We start from the raw sequence: 21,616 nt of genomic DNA on the forward strand, positions 1-21,616 counted from the left end.
ACGAATTGTCACAAACAAAAATACCTGCAAAGCACTAGGTGCTCTGCAGGTATTTTGTTATTAGTCTTGTGATTCTTCTTTAATTCCGTATTTTTTGTTGAAGCGATCAACACGGCCATCCGCAGCTGCGAATTTTTGACGTCCAGTATAGAATGGGTGACATTCGTTACAGAACTCGACTTTGATGTCTGATTTTACAGAACCAGTTGTGAATGTGTTACCACATGAACATGATACTGTTGCTTCTTTGTAATCGGGATGAATTCCTGCTTTCATCTCTATCTCTCCTCTCGCCCTGAACCATCTGGAACAGAGTTGGTTATGAAACTGATACCTTACACGATCCGATTGATGTCAATCGCATATGTAGCAGAAATGTATAAACTTACGTTACATATAATAACACGTCATCTTGTTCTATACAAGTCATTAGTTTGCATTTAATTTTGAAAACGATACATCCTGTATAAAGTTTTTGCGTCTGTAGACACTGAGAACCAACCCTAACAAGAAGGAATTGAGAACGGTCGGCATAAATCCGTAGCTTAGAAACGGCAGTGACAAAGATACAATAGGAACTACTCCGAGCGTCATCGCAACAGTATATATGAATTGTGTAGAGAAAATTGTAATACATCCTATTATCAGTAGTCTACCAAAGGAATGCTTTGTCATAGAAGAGATTCGTATAAAGCGTACAACGAATAAGCTTAATAGTAAAACTAACCCGAGGGCTAAGGCTAATCCATAAGATTGTATTAAATGTCCAAATACCAAATCTGTATGAGCTGTCGGAATGGTATGGGAAGTTCCAGAGCCAAACCATTTTGCTCCTTGTAGAAGATCAGAGAGCAGTACATACATATAACCCGCATTTTCAGCATAAGCAAGTGGATTTAAATAACCTAATAAACGAGCAATCTGATAGTTCTCTATAATGCCATTTTGATAGCTGAGCCACATAAATATTATGTAGCTTATGAGTAAAGTCGACATAGCTCCAACTACTATAACTTTTTGCTTTCTAGAAAATTTACTATACATAAATAACACGCCAACAAGTACACTGTAAATAAATAATGCCGACAAATTTGCTATAAAGCTAAATAAAAGGAATGATAGCGACACTAACACAATCCCTTGCCATAGTGCAAAGGTTTCTTTAGTAAACAATGCTGACCAGGCAATGAAGTATAGCGGAATAGCCATCCAAACCTGCAATTTTAATGAACCTATCTCAAACATTACTTCACCGTTTATTTGAGTGTTGTGAAAAACATACAAGAATATAATAAATAAAGAAGCTATACCGTAAAAAATATAACCCCATTGCGCAAACTTTCGATAATCAAAATACATCAATACAATAGCTACGACAAATCCAAGAATTATATGAAGTATATGATTAGACAAAAATAAAGGAATCATATGACCAAATCTGTAATCATACTGTGGTTGATTTAAAGCTAAAATCGGCAAAAAGCTAAGAAATAATATTCCGATGAATAAAGACAGGAGTAGCCAATCTATTTTAGGCTTGTGGACCTTGTTCAATGATTTACCAAGCTCGATAGGACTGCCCATTTCTGATGCTGCTTTATCTTCTGCGTCTGTTTCCGTATATCCTTTTGTCATCCAAGCCATTTTCGAGTGTTTCATATGTTTAGCTAGCTCTGCTTCCACATAGACCTTTGCCTCTTTGGAGCGAATATGGGCTACAACCGACTGTAAATATTGCTTAATGTTCATCGGTGGTCACCTCTAGAAATAACTGCTTAAGAGAGAAACGATTAGATGGTGAAGGACACTCTTTTTGCAATAGTTTCTTACCTTTTTTCGATAATCTATAATATTTTTCACCGTCTTCTGCCCAAAAGGAATCTATTATTCCGTTTTGTTCTGCCTGATGAAGATGGGTATATATGCTGCCCTCATTAGAAAGGATAGATTTTTCTCCCGTTATATGTAGAATCTCTGCTAGCTCTCTACCAGTCTTTGACTCTATTAAAAAAGGTAATATTACTTCTGTTAAAGCAACTGGAGAGATTTGTCTGATTTGATCGTTCACTTTTTGCTGAAGTTCCTCCGAAAATTGTAGGCGCTCAAACGTAGTATTTTTCATGGCTTTTTTTAATCCTTTTAATCTCTCTTCCATTCAGACCCCTCCAATATACCCTTTAATAAAAATTTACCTTTGCGTAGCCTTGTTTTAATTGTATTTTCGTTACATTGTAAGACGGCTGCAATTTCCTTAATAGATAATTCTTCAAAATAAAATAAAAAGATCACTTCACGATATTTAATAGGTAAGTTCATAACAGCTGCTGTAAGTTCTGTATCCTCGTCCTGTTGTACAATGACTTGTTCAACACTTGAAGATATAGTTGCTCTACTTAAAATAGCATCTTCTGTTACCTTTACGTTCTGGTTGTACCAGCTTTTTAAATAGTCCTTGGCATGATTGATGGCAATACGCCACAGCCATGTTTTAATGGATGACCGCCCAGTATAGGTTGGTAGCCCCTTGAAGCACTTCACAAAAATTTCTTGCGTTAAATCCTCTGCCAGAGCTTCATTATGTACATAAGCATATACTAGCTGCAATATATCTTGACCATATGTGTTCATCAATTCATCGATAAGCTGCTCATAATTCGTTGATTTAGCATCTGCTACAAATAATTCTTCCACCGTCTTCCCCCCTTTTCGCACATTAGACGAGTGTGCAGGTGAAAAAGTTTGCATTATTTATTCTTATTCTTCATTCGTTAGCGATAACATAACTATTCCATCTTGTAATTTAAATAAGGAAAAGCATTATCAGATGCTGCATTTTCTAATTCCTTTAAGCATAGTGCTAATCTATTCTTAATCATCTCTTCATCGCCCATTTGTTGCCTCACCTTAGAATTTAAGACATCTTCATTTAATACCTCATAGTGCTCATAAGCCTCTAATAATATCCACAAGATGTATTCATCCAATAAATTCTTATAAAAATAATCATTGCCCTCTATATAGCCTTCAATAAAACCTTCTGCAATACGTGTCAATATATTTGAATACTGATTATAAGAGTGTTTTTTATATCTATCCGTATTTGAATAGGCTGGAAGAAGGAAGTTATAACAAAAAACGAAAAAACCAGCATATTTCATATCAAAATCTAATCTTGGATATGGATCAATAATAGAAAGGTTATCTATATTAAATATAAGATTCTCTGGTGTTACATCTTGGTTGACCAGAGATATCTTTTGTGGGCATTTCCTTCTATCTTCTATTAATTTTAGTATCATATTTCCAACTTTATCGCGATTATATGATAAATTGGTATCTTTCAACTTGTTTAATATTCTTATATAAAAGTCATTATCCATTTGCCAAATTTGACTTACTTCTTGTTGTAACTCTCCTTCAAGACGCTCACCATTCCATTCAAGATTGCCGTACCCATTTAAATCAGGATTTTTTCCGTGCATTATTTTAAGAAAGTTTCCGATTTTCTCTCCTACTTCAAATGCTTCAGAAAGTTCAAGGCTCTTAAAAGTTTTTTCACCACCCATATAACTTTCAATGTTAAAAACTAAGGAGTCATCCATGTAATATTCATAGAAAGAAGGACTTATTGAATCCATACACTGATTTGCTTGTAAGTAATAAGCCTTTGCAGATTCATATTCAGTAATCAAGTCAATATCCTTAAAAGCTTGAATTTCCCCATAAGCTATCTTTTTCCTAACCCTTAGTACAAGGTCATCCTCGTTTTTCCTCTCTACCCTGTAGACCTTATGCCAAGCTCCCTCACCTAGTTCTGTAATACCTTCCATCTTTATATTTTCATTTTTAAATTTACCAATGATATTATCAATTTCAACCTTTTTCATTATTAGTTTCCTTTCTGGCAACAGTTTTTAGACTTGCCTCCGCCTCTGTTATTAAGTTCAATAAAACACTAGATAATCCTTCATTACTTTAGTTGAATAAAAATAATCATTTAATATTAAATAATAACCAGCTAAAAAACAAAACTCTGTGGTAAATTTCTTACAACCAAATAGAACTTGCTTCGTCTAACAATTGAAAGGGTGTAGAGGATGGTTCAAAAAGAAGATATAAAAGTGGAAGACAGAAGGGACATAAGTAGTGAGGAAAAACTTGAATGGTTAATGAATGAATTTGGTGAAAATGTAGCTCGTTTAGCATTCACTTATATGAAGCAGAAGCAACTCGCTGAAGATATTGCACAAGAAGTATTTATAAAATGTTACGAAAACCTAGACAACTTTCGTTATGAGTCTTCTTATAAGACATGGTTATACAGAATCACGGTGAACTTGTGTAAGGATAAGTTAAGAAGTTGGTCTTTTAGAAATATCGTCCTGACAGAATTTTTTTCAAAAACAAAGAGTACAAATAAATCGCCTGAAATGGAAATCATCAGTTTAGAAGATAAACAATTGATTTCTGAAAAAATTCTTTGCTTACCAGTGAAGTATCGAGAAATTGTTATTTTATATTATTACGAAGAGATGTCTTATAACCAAATCTCTGACTTATTAAATCTCAGCTTACAAACAATTAAGTCCAGACTACATAGGGCTCGCCTTTTGTTAAAAAATTCACTAGAAGGGAGCAAAATAAATGGATAAGATATTTAAAAATATTACAGATAATATGAACCAAACTGTTTTAAAGGACATTGATTTTAATGAAAAAAATAAAGAAAAAGTAAGACAAGCAATAGAAAATAGAAAAAAGAAACGGTTTAATCTAAAGCCAACTATTCACTTTCTATTACCTCTAGGTGCAACCTGTCTGTTTTTTTTAGGAATAAGTTATTTTATTTTGAGTGAATTAGGGATTTTATCTACAGAAAACCAAACTGTTTTTTTAAATAACACCAGTGAGAATGTTTTAAATGTCCCAGAAAACGAAATGTCTTTTATTAAACCACCTGCCAAGGAAGAATCTTTTGAAGATATGACAAAAGAGGATGTTTTTTTAAAGATGTTAAATTCAGTAGATAATTTTGATACAGCAACCGGTAAATTTGTAAATTATGACATTTATGCTGATGATTCAGATAGTAAGGATATCACTGAGTTTAAAGTAAGTATAAAAAATGAAATCGGCGGCTACGAAAAAAGTACAAATTTATTTGACGAAAAATTGATTCAAGAAATCAATTATAATAACGAAAAAATTTGGATAAAATATCATGATACCAAGACTTATTTTGTCAATGACTATCAACAGGCACCAACTCAAGATGCGTTAACTCTTGAGGAAGCGCTTAGTATTAGCTTAAAAGATATATACAAATCAGATAACGATTTTAGGGAACGGCCACCAATCGGAGGATCAGGCATATCCTTATTCCCCTATGAAGAAGCCTCTATTTATTTAAGAAATATGAGTTTATGGGAAATTGAAAAACAAAATGAAGCATTGTTAGATCATAACACTATTGTTCTTAAAGGAAAAATCGATGACCAAGTGAAAAATCGATTTAACATGATAGGAACTATTGACACATTCCGTTTTTGGGTAGATAAAGATACTGGAATCTTAATTAAATACGAAACGTATGATATAAATGGTGAACTAGCTAGTTATCTTCATCCTGAATATTTAGACGTGAATAGTGAGATTAATCTACAAGAATTTGTACCAAAACTAGATGGCTTTAAACCTTTCGTCAAAAAGGAATTTTTACACCCTGATCCAAAAGAAGAAGAAATAGAAATGGTAGCCCAAGCTGATACTATTAAAGAAGATAGGGACGAAGTTCTGAAATTACTTCGTAAGGATTTACCTTTTTTATATGAATTCAATCATCCTGATCTTGAAATCTTCTCAGCAATGTATGAGAAATATCAAAACTTTAACCATGGTTATCTTACGTATACGTATAAGAATGACCTAGGTGTATTTTACCTACGAACATATCATAAAAATTCTCTTATTCGTACTACCAGTGATTTTGAAAAAGATAAGGGAGAAATGAAAGAAACTTTTACTGTAAACGGAATAGAATGGAGATCATATGAGCTAAGTAATCTTACAGGTACTCATTTCATTGGAAGCAAAGATGAATATATTTATGAGGTAGTGAGCCAAGTGAGCGGATCAGTTACTTATCAAGAGACAAAAGATTTGTTGGAATCTTTGAAGCCAATCAAATAAAAACATTTAAAAGAGGGTCCTGACTAATGTCAGAACCCTCTTTTATTCTTACAGATATTTTACTGTATTTTAACTTTAAAGTGTTACTTTCCCGCTACGATGTGCTTTCATTTCTTCGGTTAATTGCTCGAAGAAGCCTTCGTTCGTTTTAGATTGACGAAGCTTTTTTAAGAAACGCTCTGCAAAATCGGAAGAATCTGAAAATGTTTTACGAATAGCCCATAGTTTATCCAACTGGTCTTTAGGTATAAGTAATTCTTCTTTTCTCGTTCCGGAGCGACGGATGTCAATCGCAGGGAAGATTCGGCGCTCGGCAAGACTACGGTCTAAGTGAAGCTCTAGATTACCTGTACCTTTAAATTCCTCATAAATAACTTCATCCATACGCGATCCAGTGTCTACTAAAGCAGTGGCTAGAATTGTTAAGCTTCCACCCTCTTCAATATTACGGGCAGCACCGAAAAAGCGTTTTGGACGGTGGAATGCCGCTGGGTCAATACCACCTGATAAAGTACGTCCGCTTGGCGGAATGACAAGGTTATAGGCACGCGCTAAACGAGTAATAGAATCCATTAGAATGATAACATCGCGTTTGTGTTCTACGAGACGCATAGCTCTTTCTAATACAAGCTCAGCAACCTTGACATGGTTTTCCGGTACTTCATCAAAGGTTGAGCTTACTACATCAGCTTTAACAGAACGCTCAATGTCCGTTACTTCCTCTGGACGCTCGTCTATCAACAGTACAATTAGCTCAGCATTTGGATGGTTCGTAGTAATTGCATTAGCAATCTCTTTAATCAACAATGTTTTCCCGGCTTTTGGTGGTGCCACGATCAGTCCACGTTGACCATATCCAACTGGTGCTACTAAATCCATAATTCTGGTAGATAGTTTCTCTGGTGTCGTTTCCAATTTGATATGACGATCGGGATACAAAGGTGTAAGCCCCGGAAAATGTACTCGCTCTTTTGCGATTTCTGGGTCTTCTCCATTTACAAGCTCTACATGAAGAAGTCCATAATATCGTTCACTTTCTTTTGGAGGACGTACTTTTCCAGTTACTTTGTCGCCATTACGCAAATCAAATCTTCTGATTTGTGAAGCTGAAATATAAATATCTTCAGAGCTAGGAGAATAGTTAATAGGTCGTAGGAAACCAAAGCCCTCCTGCTGAATAATTTCTAAGACACCTTCCATGAAGAAAAAGCCTTCTTGCTCTGCGCGAGACTTTAAGATTGCAAAAATAAGTTCTTTTTTTGATAATTTGCTATAAGCAGCTATTTTGTACTTGCGCGCGAGAGTATAGAGCTCTTTTAGCGTCATATTCTCTAATTCATTAATTGTTGTTTGTGTCATTAGCACGCACCACTCTTTACTATATTTTATTGTTTACTTTACTGGATTAAAAGGAAAGAAGTTTATTTAGAGGATACCCGATAGCGGACTATCGGGTATACAAAGAAGTTTAGTTTTATAGTACTAAATTCGGTTTTTTGTTTAAACTGTGACGGCCTTCTACGAAACGAATAGTTCCGGATTTCGCACGCATTACAATGGAATGGGTTGAACCAAAGGCACCCTTAAATTGTACTCCTCGAAGAAGCTCTCCATCAGTAACTCCAGTTGCAGCGAAGATTGCATCATCGCCTTTAACAAGGTCATTCATACGTAAAACCTTATTGACATCTAGCCCCATTTTCTTACATCTTTCAAGCTCTGCTTCATCTTGTGGGACAAGCTTACCTTGAATTTCTCCGCCTAAGCATTTTAATCCAACAGCTGAGATAACTCCTTCTGGAGCTCCACCCATGCCGAATAAGATATCTACGCCTGTATCGTCAAAAGCAGTGTTAATAGCTCCAGCGACATCTCCATCAGTGATTAACTTGATACGAGCCCCTGCAGCTCTAATTTCATCAATTATTTTTTGATGACGGTTGCGGCCTAAGATTGTAGCTACAACATCTTCAATATCTTTGTTTTTTGCACGTGCTACAGCACGTAAATTATCAAGTACAGATGCGTTTATGTCTACTTGGCCAACCGATTCAGGTCCTACTGCCAATTTTTCCATATACATATCTGGTGCATGAAGTAAATTTCCGCGATCTGCAATTGCTAGAACTGCTAAAGCATTCCAGCCTCCAGAAGCTACGATATTAGTACCCTCTAAAGGATCTACTGCTACATCGACTTGAGGACCTCCTGTGCCATGTCCAAGCTTTTCTCCAATGTATAACATTGGTGCTTCGTCCATCTCACCTTCCCCAATTACTACGACACCCTCCATTGGAATTGTGTCAAATACTGTTCGCATTGCAGTAGTTGCTGCATCATCTGCTTCATTCTTTAATCCGCGTCCCATCCATCGGGCAGATGCAATTGCGGCTGCTTCTGTTACTCGGACTAATTCCATTGATAAACTACGTTCCATTTAGTTTGTGCCTCCCGTTTTACGGTTTGTGTATAAATATACAACTTTGTTTCTTCCGATATCATTGTAGCATATTTGTCAAATAAGAAAAGAGGAGGTAAGGGTACCTCCATCCTTCAAATTTATCCTTTATTTACTTCAATTTCTTGAACTTCCACTCGTCTTATATCTGCTCCAAGACCTTGCAATTTCTCAATAAGTGAACTATATCCTCTATCAATATGATAGATATCTTGGATTTCAGTTTCACCTTCAGCTATCAGCCCTGCTAATACGAGAGCAGCACCTGCTCGAAGGTCACTAGCTCGGACAGTTGCGGCTTCAAGCTTAACAGGACCTGTTAAGACTGCAGTTCTACCATCCACTCGACCATTTGCATTCATTCGACGAAGCTCATCGATTTGTTTAAAACGTGCTGAGTATATGGAATCTGTAATAACAGAAGTACCCGCAGCCTGAGTTAACAATACTGAGAATGGTTGTTGCAAGTCTGTAGGAAAGCCTGGATACACGAGCGTCTTAACATCTACCGATTGTAAGTTTTCTGCTTTTGGTATAAAAATTTTCTCTTCCTGCTCTTCTACCGTAATACCTATTTCTCGCAGTTTGGCAGTTAATGCCTCAACATGGAAAGGAATAACATTATCAATGGTTACACCATCTCCTGCAATGGCCGCCATAATCATGAATGTCCCTGCCTCAATTCGATCAGGGATGATGGTGTGTTTTGTACCATGTAGTTCTTCTACCCCGTCAATGCGGATGACGTTCGTCCCTGCTCCCTTTATGTTAGCACCCATATTTGATAATAAAGTAGCAACATCAATAATCTCAGGCTCTTTTGCGGCATTTTCAATAATAGTTCTGCCTTTTGCAAGAACTGCAGCAAGCATAATATTAATAGTAGCACCAACGCTGACAACATCTAGATATATCTTAGAGCCTACTAGCTCGTCTGCTCTTAAATAGATTGCGCCATGCTCGTTGCTAACTTCTGCACCTAATGCCTCAAAGCCTTTAATATGCTGATCTATAGGTCTTGGGCCTAAATGACACCCTCCAGGAAGGCCAATTGCCGCTTTCTTAAATTTACCTAACATCACACCCATTAAGTAATAGGAAGCGCGTAATTTCTTTATATTTCCGTTAGGCATTGGCATATCTACCACATTAGTAGGGTCTATTACCATTGTCCCATTAGAGAAGGTCACTTTGGCTCCAACCTCTTCTAGAATTTCCTTTAATGTGAAAACATCTAATATTTCAGGTAAGCCTTCTATCGTAACAGGAGAATTCGCCATTAACGAAGCTGGTATAAGGGCTACTGCACTGTTTTTTGCACCACTTACTTTAATCGTGCCTCGGAGGCTCTTTCCTCCTTTTATTTTATAAACTTCCATAATGTTCTCCTTCGTGTTGTTACTCGCTTTTACGGTTATTCCAATCTGCTAAGAAACCTTCTATCCCCTTGTCAGTTAAAGGGTGATTGAAAAGCTGTTTTAAAACTTTAAATGGAGTAGTGGAAATATGTGCACCATTTAATGCTGCATCAGTAATATGTTGTGGATGTCTAATCGATGCAGCAATAATTTCTGTATCGATGTTATGAATGGAGAAAATAGTTGAGATTTTTGCTATTAATTCCATACCGTCATGGCCAATGTCGTCTAAACGACCCAAGAATGGGGATACATATGTTGCGCCTGCGCGTGCCGCCATTAAAGCTTGGTTTGCACTAAAGATAAGCGTTACATTCGTTTTGATGCCTTCTGAACGAAATACAGAGCAGGCCTTTAATCCTTCTGGTGTCATTGGAAGCTTTACCGTAATGTTTGGTGCAATGGCAGCTAATTCTCTACCTTCCTTAATCATACCTTCTGCATCTAGTGCAATAACCTCTGCACTTACAGAGCCATCTACTAAAGCTGTGATTTCACGTAAACGATCATGAAAAGAAATGTTTTCTTTTGCAACTAATGATGGGTTTGTTGTAACTCCAGAAATAACTCCCCATGAATGTGCTTCTTTAATTTCGTCAAAGTTTGCTGTATCGATAAAAAATTTCATATTAATAATATCCTCCTCATGATGGAAAAACAGGAGAAGGCTCTCTTTTTTAACTCTGTTTCTCAGATTCAAAGCCTAAGATAGAGCCTATAAGTCGAGCACTTCTCCTTTATATCTATTTATATTTCTTATGCTTTGTTAGAGCTTCCGAACTCACGCATTTTTCCAATTACGGTTGCTTTAATCGCATCACGCGCTGGAATTAAATATTTTCGTGGATCGTATTGGTGTTCATTTGCAGCCAAATACTCACGAATTGCTTTTGTAGCTGAAATTTGGTTTTCAGTATTAACATTAATTTTAGCAGTACCTAAAGAAATAGCACGAGTAATATCTTTTGTTGGGATCCCTGTACCACCATGTAGCACTAATGGTAAATCAGCTAACTTAGATATTTCCTCCATTTCTTTAAACCCTAAATTCGGTTCTCCTTTATATGGACCGTGTACAGAACCAAGAGCAGGAGCCAGACAGTCAATAGCAGTACGTTTAACTAGATCCGCACATTCAGTAGGGTCAGCATAAATAACTCCGTCAGCAATTACATCGTCTTCTTGCCCACCAACAGTCCCTAGCTCTGCTTCAACTGACACATTGTGAGCATGAGCGTATTCAACTACTTTTGAAGTAATCTCAACGTTTTCCTCGAAAGGATGGTGTGATGCGTCAATCATGACAGAAGTGAATCCAGCATCGATTGCAGCTTTACATTTTTCAAAGCTTGAACCATGGTCTAAGTGGATTGCAACTGGAACCGTAATATTATAGTCCACCATTAATCCTTTAACCATATGTACAACTGTAGTAAATCCACCCATGTACTTAGCTGCACCTTCGGAAACACCTAAAATAACAGGTGATTTTTCTTCTTCAGCTGCTTGTAAAATAGCTTGTGTGAATTCCAAGTTATTAATGTTGAATTGTCCAACTGCATAGCCTTCTTTTTTACCTTTTTCAAGCATCTCTTTCATTGAAACTAAAGCCATTGAAAAGGACCTCCTATATTTTAATTGTGCATCGTAAATATTATCAAAATGCTAAGTAGGACGCCCTACTAAACGATAGTTCATAATCTATTATGCCCTATTTGTTATCCGAAAAAACCGTTTAGAGGTAACCTGCTTATTTCCAACATTATCATAACAAAAACAGGCGATGTTTTCCACTGCCTGCTCATGTGCTTGTTATTTTAGTAAATTATTCACAGCGTCCCTTACTTCAAAGATATCAAAAGGCTTGGTAAAATAAAGTGAGGCACCTAAATCCATCGCTTCTTGAATGAGGTTTAACTCTCCATATGCCGTCATCATCATAATCGGTAGATCTGGAAAGTCTTTTTTCATCTTTTTTAGAATTTGAATTCCGTCCATTCCTGGTATTTTCATATCTAGTAATACACCATTAATTGGTTTTTCTTCTACAAGCTTTAATGCCTCATAACCATTGGACGCTAAGCTAATTTCATATCCTTCTTGGGCAAACACCTCTTTTAAAAGCATTCGTATCCCAAGTTGATCATCTACAATCAATAAGTGTTTCATGAAGGAAGACCCCTTTTTTTACCGTATTTTCGCGTATTATAATATTCGCTATTAAACGTCGACTTTCCTCTTTCTTTCTTACAAATTTATTGTAAAAAGGATAAAAATCCCGTTTAAAGAGGACCTTATTAAAGACAAGAAAAGATAAAAATTTACGTAATGAACGAATATAGCATGGAATTTTTATCAATTAAGTTAAGCTGAGTAAGCATTTGCCACCAGTTTGCTCCTCACGTAACAACACAATCTCATTTACTTGTCGATGCAAATGTAAGCGTTTGCGCTTTTCTTGTTTGTCTAGCGCAAGCAGCCTTGCCCCTCGAGGTCAAATGAGTTAAAGCTCCGGTGGCTGAAGAGCTGCCTCCTCGCTTTCCCCCATTTGCTTGTCGGGGCAGATATAGGCGCTTGCACTTTTCTTGGTTGTCCAGCGCAAGCAGCCTTGCCCCTCGAGGTCAAATGAGTTAAAGCTCCGGTGGCTGAAGAGCTGCCTCCTCGCTTCCCTCATTTACTTGTCGGGGCAAACATAGGCGCTTGCGCTTTTCTTGGACAAGTAGCTATAATGAAACCAAAAATTCTTATATAATAGTTGAGAGGTGAAATTAAATGAAAATGCTCACGACACAGCTTTCTGGACTATTTCAAAGAATTGCAAGTTCCGAGGAAGAAAATATAGACGACACAGCTCGTCTACTTGCACAAGCTGCAGCTGGTGAAGGAAAAATCTATTTTGCTTCATTTGAAGAGATGGAAAGTATTTCTATCAATGCAAAGTATGCAGCCGAACCATTTCCACGTATGGAGCAATGGAAGCCTGATATCACTTTGACAAGTGCAGATAGAGTATGGATTCTCACTCGTTCCTCTACAAATGAGGAAGCGCTAGCTCTTGCTAAGAAGTTAAATGAAAATTTTATCCCTTTTAGCGTTCTAGCTAGTGAACCGGCGGAAGAAGGAAATATGCTCTTTGACCTATCTTATACATATATTTCCTTGAAAATTACAAAAGGATTACTACCCGCAGATGATGGTTCTCGACTCGTTCAACCCCATGCTTTAGCTGGATTATTCATTTACGAGGCTGTTAAGTTACAGCTGGATGAAATGATTAAGGGAGAAGAATAAAGTATTATTTCATGGAGGCTAGTTGAGAAAGCTAGCCTTCTTTTAATGCCATTTATTAAGTTATCTCAAAGTCTATTTCCAATTTTATGTTCTTTTCACCGAAGTCTCACAACTAATTTTGGATAATAATTACACAAAATTAAGCGAGAATCTTAGTATGTATAAGTGTTCATCATCTACTTTATATGCCTTGTTTCTTTCTTAATTCCTCACTTTATTTAGTTTTTTTCATATTTATATCATAACTTAAAATACATAATTTTTACATTTAATTATTGAAATTTCGAATTATAAATTATCACTATTTTTATATAACATTACATATAAACCAATATTATCCTATTACTTAGCAATTCTCAATAGGACCTCTATACCGGACTTTTTATCCTATTAAAATGAATTAAAAATAAAAAAATGCAGTTCGATTACTAGTCGAACTGCATTTTTCAAATTATTATTCTCCGACAGAAGCTTTAATAAATTCACGGAATAGTGGTTGTGGACGCTGAGGGCGTGACACAAATTCCGGATGGAACTGGGATGCTACGAAGAAAGGATGTTCAGAAAGCTCGATAATTTCGATTAAGCGACCATTTGGACTTGTCCCTGAGAATATAAATCCAGCAGCTTCGAATTGCTCACGGAACTCGTTATTGAACTCATAACGATGACGATGACGTTCATATACAAGTTCTTCTCCATATGCTTGTTGTGCCTTAGAGCCCGGCGTCAGCTTACATGGATACAATCCAAGACGAAGCGTACCACCTAGGTCCTCTACATCTTTTTGTTCTGGTAATAGGTCAATTATAGAATGCGGTGTACTTGGATCTAGCTCTGTTGAGTGTGCCCCCTCTAGGTTTAACACGTTACGAGCGTATTCAACTGTAGCTAATTGCATACCTAAACAAATTCCTAAGAAAGGTACTTTGTTCTCACGAGCAAATTTAATCGCAGAGATTTTCCCTTCTACTCCTCGATCACCAAATCCACCAGGAACAAGAATACCATCAACATCTGAAAGAATTTCAGCGACATTTTCATCATTCACATGCTCTGCATTTACCCAGTTGATTTCTACATCAGCATCAAAAGCATATCCAGCATGCTTCATTGCTTCTACAACAGAAATATAAGCATCTTGAAGCTCTACGTATTTACCTACTAGACCGATGCGTACTTTTTTTGATAAAGACTTAACTTGATCGACCAAACCAAGCCAATCTGTCATATCAGCTTCTGGTGTTTTTAGTTGGAAGTGATCCACAACAATTTGATCTAAATGCTGTGCTTGTAAGTTTAACGGAATTTCATATAGAGAGTCAGCATCGATACATTCGATTACTTCTTCTGGTTTAATATCACAGAACAATGCAATTTTATCCTTCATGTCTTGTGGTACAGGCATTTCTGAACGAACAACAATGACATTTGGTTGAATACCTAAGCTACGAAGTTCTTTTACACTGTGCTGAGTTGGTTTAGTTTTCATTTCACCAGCAGCCTTGATAAATGGAACTAGCGTACAGTGAATGTACATAACATTATTGCTTCCTACGTCACGTTTCATTTGGCGGATTGTCTCAAGGAAAGGAAGTGATTCAATATCTCCTACTGTTCCACCGATCTCTGTGATAACGATGTCAGCTTGAGTTTCTCTAGCAGCAAGGAATAAACGTTCTTTAATTTCGTTTGTAATATGTGGAATAACTTGTACAGTTCCACCATTGTAATCGCCACGACGCTCTTTTCTAAGAACAGAGGAATACACTTTTCCTGTTGTAATATTAGAATATTTATTGAGATTAATGTCGATAAAACGTTCGTAGTGACCTAAGTCTAAGTCAGTTTCCGCTCCATCATCAGTTACGAATACTTCTCCATGCTGATAAGGACTCATTGTTCCAGGATCTAGATTGATATAAGGATCAAATTTTTGAATAGTAATTTTCAATCCTCTATTTTTTAACAAACGCCCAAGAGACGCGGCTGTAATACCTTTACCAAGTGAAGATACAACCCCACCAGTAACAAAAATAAATTTAGTCATTGTCGTTCCTCCTATATATGGTGTACCAAATAATAAAAGCGCTCCTCCTGCTGGTTTTAGCAGGGGAGCGCGTATGCACATGAGTACGTCTCTTCAAAAAGAGCCCAATAAAATCTTATAGCGTTTAGATTAAGAAGTCAAGGATTATTCTTCGTCTTCATCCTCTTCGTCTAGTTCCTCATCATCTATGATTTCGAATTCATCATCATCCTCATCAATCAGGTCTTCCTCGATAACGTCTACTTCATCGATTTCCTCTTCTACAAAATCGATTGCAACGTCATCCTCTTCATCGTCATCATCATCGTCGTCGTCTTCAGTAAATTCATCGAATTCCTCTTCAAAGATGATTTCATCTTCATCCAAGTCATCAAGATCGTCTAAATCATCCACTGCTTTTGCTTTCTTCTTACGTACTTTTACTGTAGGAGCAGTTTCTTCCTCAATTTGTTCCACTGGGTACCATTCTCTTAGGCCCCATTGATTTTCAGCAATCGCAAGGAAGCGTCCGTCAATATTCATATCTGTGTAAAATTGTGGCTTACGAGCTGCCATTTCCTCATCTGTAAAGCCGTTCAAATTTTGAATTTCATCGAAAAGCTCCGTTAATGTCATCGAGTTTTTCTTATCTTCTAGTATGGCAAAACCAATATCTATTAATGATTCTTCTTGTAGTTGTGCTGTTGTCATTTCACGAAAATTCAAATCGTGCACGTCCTTTCTGTTTCCGCTTGCATACTTTCCATTATATACAAACAATTATGTTATATGCTACATTCATTTATTCTTTTTGAAAAGAGATATTTTCCTACCAACTATAGAAAACAAATAAAAAGAAAGCAAGAGTAAAGGTATAGAGGCGAGTCTTTTATTATACAGCCAAATTGTTGTTAAGAGGAGAACAATTATAACCATCATTTGTACCGGTTTTTTCATAACACTTCTCCTCTACGACTTAATAAATACATTATACTAAAGAATATAATAAAAAAGTGTCTCTAATATACTTAGAGACACTTTTTTTTACATATTTCGACGGTATTGCCCTCCAACCTCGTAAAGAGCATTAGTAATTTGACCTAGACTCGCCTTTTGAACAGTGCTCATTAGCTCTTCAAAAATATTTCCACCGCTCATCGCTACCTGCTTCAAACGGTTCAACGAGTTTTGAACGTCTGCTTCATGCTTGAGTTGGAAATCTTGAAGATTCTTAATCTGGGTTTCTTTTTCCTCTTTTGAAGCACGGGCTAGCTCCATATTGTTAATGTCATCCTCAGATGCCGGATTTGGGTTTAAATAAGTATTCACTCCGATAATTGGCAGTTCACCTGTGTGCTTCTTCATTTCATAGTACATAGACTCTTCTTGAATTTTACCACGTTGATACTGAGTCTCCATGGCACCAAGTACTCCTCCACGATCATTAATGCGATCGAACTCAGCAAGTACTGCCTCTTCTACTATATCCGTCAGCTCATCTACAACAAATGATCCTTGTAAAGAGTTTTCGTTTTTCGACAAACCATGCTCTTTCGTAATAATCATCTGTATAGCCATCGCACGACGTACAGATTCCTCTGTTGGAGTCGTAATTGCTTCATCGTACGCATTGGTGTGTAAAGAGTTACAGTTATCTTGCAATGCCATCAAAGCTTGAAGAGTCGTGCGGATATCGTTGAAATCTATTTCCTGCGCATGAAGACTTCTGCCCGATGTTTGGACATGGTACTTTAACTTTTGGCTGCGTTCGTTGGCACCATACTTCTCACGCATGACGACTGCCCAAATACGACGTGCCACTCGACCAATTACTGTATATTCTGGATCAAGCCCATTTGAGAAGAAGAATGATAGATTCGGTGCAAAGTCGTCAATATTCATACCACGGCTCAAATAATATTCCACATACGTAAATCCATTCGCGAGCGTGAAGGCTAGCTGTGAAATAGGATTTGCTCCGGCTTCAGCAATATGATACCCAGAGATTGAAACAGAGTAATAATTACGAACCTTTTGGTCAATAAAATATTGTTGAATATCACCCATCATGCGAAGTGCAAATTCCGTAGAGAATATACAAGTATTTTGACCTTGGTCTTCTTTTAGAATGTCCGCCTGTACAGTCCCACGAACTACTTGCAGTGTCGCTTCTTTAACCTGAGTAAATTCCTCTACAGTCAAGGTTCTACCTAGCTCCTCTTCCTTTAGGCGAACTTGCTGATCGACTGCAGTGTTCATAAACATTGCCAAAATGATTGGAGCCGGACCATTGATGGTCATCGATACGGATGTAGATGGCGCACATAAATCGAAGCCCGCATATAGCTTCTTCATATCCTCTAACGTACAGATGCTGACCCCTGACTCTCCAACTTTTCCGTATATGTCAGGTCTGTAGTCTGGGTCTTCCCCGTATAATGTTACAGAATCAAAGGCTGTAGATAGTCGCTTCGCATCGTCATCCTTTGATAAGTAATGGAAGCGACGGTTTGTACGCTCTGGTGTTCCTTCTCCTGCAAATTGACGCTTTGGATCCTCTCCTTCTCTTCGGAAAGGAAAAACTCCAGCGGTATATGGAAATGAGCCAGGCATATTCTCTTTATATACCCATTTTAAAATCTCCCCGTAATCGACAAATTTCGGTAGAGCTACTTTAGGAATTTTCAAGCCTGATAGGCTTTCCGTACGAAGAATCGTACGAATCTCTTTATCTCGAATCTTCGTAACGAATTCGTCTCCTGCATATGCATCCTTCAAAGCATGCCAATTTTCTAGAATACGTTTAGATTCTGCTGATAATTCATCTTTAATGCCCGCTGCTAAAGACTCTAAAGATTGAATCAATGCATCCTCCGTTCCTTTTTTCTTTACCTCATCAATAGCGCCTTCTAATTGGAATAGCCTTCTCGCAAACTCAACCTGCTCTTCTGATTTCTTATGATAGCCTCTAACCGTATCTGTGATTTCACGCAAATAATAGCGACGATCGTTAGGAATGATGACATTTTGCTTTTGTGTTTTTATAAATTGCTCATACGAGGTTTCCCAATCAGTTCCCATTTTTTTATTTACGGTTTCAATCAATGCTGCAAATAATGAGTTAGTCCCCTTATCATTGAACTGGCTTGCAATTGTACCGTAAACAGGCATTTTATCCAGTTCTTCATCCCAAAGCTCGTGGCTGCGTTGATACTGCTTTTGGACCTGTCTTAATGCATCCTCTGAGCCCTTGCGTTCGAATTTATTGATAACGATTAAATCGGCATAATCTATCATATCGATTTTTTCTAATTGAGAAGGTGCCCCGAACTCACTTGTCATGACGTACATGGAAAGATCCGAAACGTTTGTAATTTCTGCGTCACCTTGCCCTATTCCACTTGTTTCAACAATTATTAAATCATAGCCTGCGACCTTCACTACATCGAGTACATCTGCAATTGCACCAGACAGCTCCGTTCGCGATCCACGAGTCGCCAAGCTTCTCATGAATACTCTCTTATTGAAGATGGCATTCATACGGATACGGTCTCCCAGAAGTGCCCCACCGGTTTTTTGCTTTGTTGGATCAATAGATAGAACCGCTATTTTCTTGTCTGGTAATTCTTGTAGAAAACGACGGATCAGCTCATCTGTCAAAGAACTTTTCCCTGCACCACCAGTGCCGGTAATCCCCAAAACCGGTGTTCCTTTTGACAAACCTTTTGCCTGTTCTAGCATACTAGTAGTGTCTTGGTCTCCAGTTTGATAGGCTTCTTCTGCTAGCGTAATTAGGTGTGCAAGTACTTCTGGATTTTCCGTTGTCACGTTTTCTATTGCTTCCTTTGCGCCTGAAGCTTTCGTAGGTACGTCACATTCCATCAGCATTTGATTGATCATTCCCTGTAACCCTAGCTTACGGCCATCCTCAGGTGAGAATATGCCGGAAATCCCGTAATCCTGTAACTCTTTTATTTCCTTTGGAATGATTACTCCGCCGCCACCACCAAATATACGAATATGTGGTGCGCCCCTTTCCGCAAGTAAATCCTTCATATATTTAAAATACTCGACATGTCCTCCCTGATAGGAAGAGATGGCAATCCCTTGAACATCCTCTTGAATAGCGGCATTAACTACCTCTTCAACCGAGCGATTATGCCCTAAGTGGATAACCTCTGCTCCGCTCGCCTGTAAAATGCGACGCATAATATTGATGGATGCATCATGCCCGTCAAAAAGGCTCGACGCCGTTACAAAACGAACATGATTTTTTGGACGATATACTTCTACCTTAGACATGTTGTTCCTCCTTGTTTGTATGAACATTTCTTATGAACTTAGGACTGACACTTAAATGATGTCCTTCGCATTACCCATCCCACTGAGTAATAATTGCACTTGTAAATCTGTAAATTGTTCAATTGAAAATTCCTTGCGGAGAGCCCATCTTCTAAAAGCCCACATTTGCCCTTGAACGACCAATGTATGAGCGTAAAGCTTAGCCTGTTCTCCGGTCAACTTAAGCTCCCCACCTTGAATACAGCCAACAATGATCTTGTGGAAGATTTCCACCATTTCCAGTTCCTTTAGTAATACATATTCGAGCGCTTGCTTTGGTAAGGATTTAGATTCCTGGTACATGACGACGAACTCATCCGACATATCATCTATCACCCCATAATAGTGATGAATCGCATTTCGTAAGTCCCCGATTGTACCATTCTCAGGTTGGAAATTGGATAGCCTTTCGTGTACCTCATGATAAATGCTATCGCATACTAAATAGAGGACATCCTCCTTAGTGCGGATATATTCATACAGCGTCCCAATACTGAAACCGGCTTCCTTCGCAATTTCTCTAGTAGTAGTACGATGAAAACCTTTCTGTTTGAATAAAGTCACCGCAGCTCGAATCATTTGCTGGCGTCTTTTTTCAATAAGATTACCGTCCTTTACAGAGGTCAGTACTTCGTGTTTTTTATCCATGTTACTTAGTCAACATACGAGAGATGACAAGACGCTGAATTTCTTGAGTACCCTCATAAATTTGAGTTATTTTTGCATCACGCATAAAACGCTCTACTGGGTAATCCTTTGTATATCCGTATCCACCATACACTTGAACAGCTTCAGTAGTTACCTTCATCGCTGTGTCTCCTGCCATCAGCTTCGCCATAGCAGACTCTTTCCCATAGGAAAGACCATTAGATTCTAACCACGCTGCTTGATAGGTCAATAAACGAGAGGCTTCAATAGAAGTTGCCATGTCTGCTAATTTGAATGATACTCCTTGGTTAGCAGCAATCGGCTTACCAAACTGTACACGTTCCTTTGCGTAGCTAACAGAAGCATCTAAAGCACCCTGTGCAATACCAACTGCTTGAGCAGCAATCCCGTTGCGACCACCGTCTAACGTTTTCATCGCAATGATAAAACCTTCTCCTTCTTGGCCTAGTAAGTTTTCTTTAGGCACTCGACAGTTATCAAAGATTATTTCGGTTGTAGGTGATGAACGAATCCCTAGCTTCTTCTCTTTCTTCCCTACAGAGAACCCTTCGAAGTCAGCTTCCACAATAAATGCACTAGTTCCCTTATGCTTAGATTCTGGATCAGTCACTGCAAATACAACATAGATATCGGCAATTCCACCGTTTGTAATGAAGATTTTAGATCCATTTAACACATAATGATCGCCATCTAATTTAGCAGTTGTTCTCATACCACCAGCATCAGACCCTGAACCTGCTTCTGTTAAACCATAGCCACCGATTTTTGTTCCTTCTGCCATCGGACGAAGGTATTTTTGCTTTTGCTCTTCGTTTCCGTACTTGAAAATTGGCCATCCAGCTAAAGATGTGTGCGCTGAAAGAGTTACACCTGTCGATGCACATACTCGAGATAATTCCTCCACTGCGATACAGTACGCTAGATAATCTGAACCGATTCCACCGTACTCCTCTGGCCACGGAATCCCTGTTAAGCCAAGCTCAGCCATTTTGTCAAAAATTTCACGGTCAAAGCGCTCTTCTTCATCACGTTCTGCAGCTGTTGGAGCCACTTCTTTCACTGCAAAATCGCGTACCATTTTACGAATCATTTCATGCTCTTCTGTTAGTTGAAAATTCATTTGAACATTCCGCCTTTTGATTTGATTTAGTTTTTGTGATTCATAGGTTAGTTTAGGTTTTGTGTATTCCAATTACTATTTAAGATTTTCAGTTTGGGTTT

Annotated in this window: 19 protein-coding genes; 3 read left to right on the forward strand and 16 right to left on the reverse strand. The window is 37.8% G+C overall.

All coding sequences use genetic code 11. The features are described 5' to 3' along the window. Nucleotides 1-60 precede the first annotated feature (60 nt). The 5 genes from rpmE to D0S48_RS09010 form a co-directional block, all read right to left on the reverse strand. A complete protein-coding gene (gene rpmE, locus D0S48_RS08990; RefSeq protein WP_151111358.1) occupies nucleotides 61-276 on the reverse strand; it encodes a 50S ribosomal protein L31 in 216 nt (71 codons plus the stop codon). 153 nt (nucleotides 277-429) lie between these two features. Next, complete coding sequence (locus D0S48_RS08995) at nucleotides 430-1,749, reverse strand: FtsW/RodA/SpoVE family cell cycle protein (RefSeq protein WP_151111360.1); 1,320 nt, start codon at nucleotides 1,747-1,749, stop codon at nucleotides 430-432. Further along, complete coding sequence (locus D0S48_RS09000) at nucleotides 1,739-2,155, reverse strand: helix-turn-helix transcriptional regulator (RefSeq protein WP_151111362.1); 417 nt, start codon at nucleotides 2,153-2,155, stop codon at nucleotides 1,739-1,741. The genes D0S48_RS08995 and D0S48_RS09000 overlap by 11 nt, the downstream gene beginning before the upstream one ends. Further along, nucleotides 2,140-2,691: a sigma-70 family RNA polymerase sigma factor gene (locus tag D0S48_RS09005; protein WP_370455741.1), complete on the reverse strand. Its 552-nt coding sequence runs from the start codon at nucleotides 2,689-2,691 to the stop codon at nucleotides 2,140-2,142. The genes D0S48_RS09000 and D0S48_RS09005 overlap by 16 nt, the downstream gene beginning before the upstream one ends. A 92-nt stretch (nucleotides 2,692-2,783) precedes the next feature. Next, complete coding sequence (locus D0S48_RS09010; RefSeq protein WP_151111366.1) at nucleotides 2,784-3,887, reverse strand: hypothetical protein; 1,104 nt, start codon at nucleotides 3,885-3,887, stop codon at nucleotides 2,784-2,786. A gap of 210 nt (nucleotides 3,888-4,097) precedes the next feature. Here D0S48_RS09010 and D0S48_RS09015 point away from each other — a divergent pair, with 210 nt between their 5' ends. Continuing rightward, on the forward strand, nucleotides 4,098-4,652 hold the full coding sequence (locus D0S48_RS09015) for a sigma-70 family RNA polymerase sigma factor (protein ID WP_144539704.1): 555 nt from the start codon (nucleotides 4,098-4,100) through the stop codon (nucleotides 4,650-4,652). Next, nucleotides 4,645-6,189 (forward strand): hypothetical protein, encoded by a 1,545-nt coding sequence (locus D0S48_RS09020; RefSeq protein ID WP_151111368.1) that lies wholly within the window; start codon nucleotides 4,645-4,647, stop codon nucleotides 6,187-6,189. Before D0S48_RS09015 ends, D0S48_RS09020 begins: the two co-directional genes overlap by 8 nt. Nucleotides 6,190-6,264: 75 nt before the next feature. On the opposite strand, the gene rho is transcribed toward D0S48_RS09020, so the two are convergent. The 6 genes from rho to D0S48_RS09050 form a co-directional block, all read right to left on the reverse strand. Beyond that, nucleotides 6,265-7,548, reverse strand: a complete 1,284-nt coding sequence (rho, locus tag D0S48_RS09025) for a transcription termination factor Rho (protein WP_144539708.1) — start codon at nucleotides 7,546-7,548, stop codon at nucleotides 6,265-6,267. A gap of 115 nt (nucleotides 7,549-7,663) precedes the next feature. Next, nucleotides 7,664-8,626, reverse strand: a complete 963-nt coding sequence (gene glpX, locus D0S48_RS09030; protein ID WP_144539710.1) for a class II fructose-bisphosphatase — start codon at nucleotides 8,624-8,626, stop codon at nucleotides 7,664-7,666. 122 nt (nucleotides 8,627-8,748) lie between these two features. Continuing rightward, complete coding sequence (locus D0S48_RS09035; RefSeq protein ID WP_144539712.1) at nucleotides 8,749-10,026, reverse strand: UDP-N-acetylglucosamine 1-carboxyvinyltransferase; 1,278 nt, start codon at nucleotides 10,024-10,026, stop codon at nucleotides 8,749-8,751. 19 nt (nucleotides 10,027-10,045) lie between these two features. Next, on the reverse strand, nucleotides 10,046-10,693 hold the full coding sequence (gene fsa, locus D0S48_RS09040) for a fructose-6-phosphate aldolase (protein WP_144539714.1): 648 nt from the start codon (nucleotides 10,691-10,693) through the stop codon (nucleotides 10,046-10,048). Between the two features lie 128 nt (nucleotides 10,694-10,821). Next, the gene (locus D0S48_RS09045) at nucleotides 10,822-11,679 is read right to left on the reverse strand and encodes a class II fructose-bisphosphate aldolase (RefSeq protein ID WP_144539716.1); all 858 of its coding nucleotides are present in this window, start codon (nucleotides 11,677-11,679) and stop codon (nucleotides 10,822-10,824) included. A 198-nt stretch (nucleotides 11,680-11,877) separates the two neighbouring features. After that, entirely contained in the window at nucleotides 11,878-12,234 is a 357-nt protein-coding gene (locus D0S48_RS09050; protein WP_151111370.1) for a response regulator, read from the reverse strand. Nucleotides 12,235-12,837: 603 nt separating this feature from the next. On the opposite strand from D0S48_RS09050, the gene D0S48_RS09055 reads away from it, so the two are divergent. Continuing rightward, nucleotides 12,838-13,356, forward strand: coding sequence for a DUF2529 family protein (locus D0S48_RS09055; protein ID WP_151111372.1), 519 nt, complete (start codon nucleotides 12,838-12,840; stop codon nucleotides 13,354-13,356). Nucleotides 13,357-13,810: 454 nt separating this feature from the next. Here D0S48_RS09055 and D0S48_RS09060 read toward each other — a convergent pair whose 3' ends face one another. The 5 genes from D0S48_RS09060 to D0S48_RS09080 form a co-directional block, all read right to left on the reverse strand. Next, nucleotides 13,811-15,406 carry a CTP synthase gene (locus D0S48_RS09060; protein ID WP_144539722.1) on the reverse strand — a complete coding sequence of 532 codons (1,596 nt, stop codon included), beginning with the start codon at nucleotides 15,404-15,406 and terminating at the stop codon, nucleotides 13,811-13,813. Between the two features lie 144 nt (nucleotides 15,407-15,550). Further along, nucleotides 15,551-16,111 (reverse strand): DNA-directed RNA polymerase subunit delta, encoded by a 561-nt coding sequence (rpoE, locus tag D0S48_RS09065; RefSeq protein ID WP_191696666.1) that lies wholly within the window; start codon nucleotides 16,109-16,111, stop codon nucleotides 15,551-15,553. Nucleotides 16,112-16,429: 318 nt separating this feature from the next. Further along, nucleotides 16,430-19,687 carry a fused isobutyryl-CoA mutase/GTPase IcmF gene (icmF, locus tag D0S48_RS09070; RefSeq protein ID WP_151111376.1) on the reverse strand — a complete coding sequence of 1,086 codons (3,258 nt, stop codon included), beginning with the start codon at nucleotides 19,685-19,687 and terminating at the stop codon, nucleotides 16,430-16,432. A gap of 51 nt (nucleotides 19,688-19,738) precedes the next feature. Then, a complete protein-coding gene (locus tag D0S48_RS09075; protein ID WP_151111378.1) occupies nucleotides 19,739-20,374 on the reverse strand; it encodes a TetR/AcrR family transcriptional regulator in 636 nt (211 codons plus the stop codon). A 1-nt stretch (nucleotide 20,375) separates the two neighbouring features. Beyond that, nucleotides 20,376-21,515 (reverse strand): acyl-CoA dehydrogenase, encoded by a 1,140-nt coding sequence (locus D0S48_RS09080; RefSeq protein ID WP_151111380.1) that lies wholly within the window; start codon nucleotides 21,513-21,515, stop codon nucleotides 20,376-20,378. Between the last annotated feature and the right edge of the window lie 101 nt (nucleotides 21,516-21,616).

The organism is Psychrobacillus sp. AK 1817 (assembly GCF_008807035.1).
Taxonomy (GTDB): domain Bacteria; phylum Bacillota; class Bacilli; order Bacillales_A; family Planococcaceae; genus Psychrobacillus; species Psychrobacillus faecigallinarum.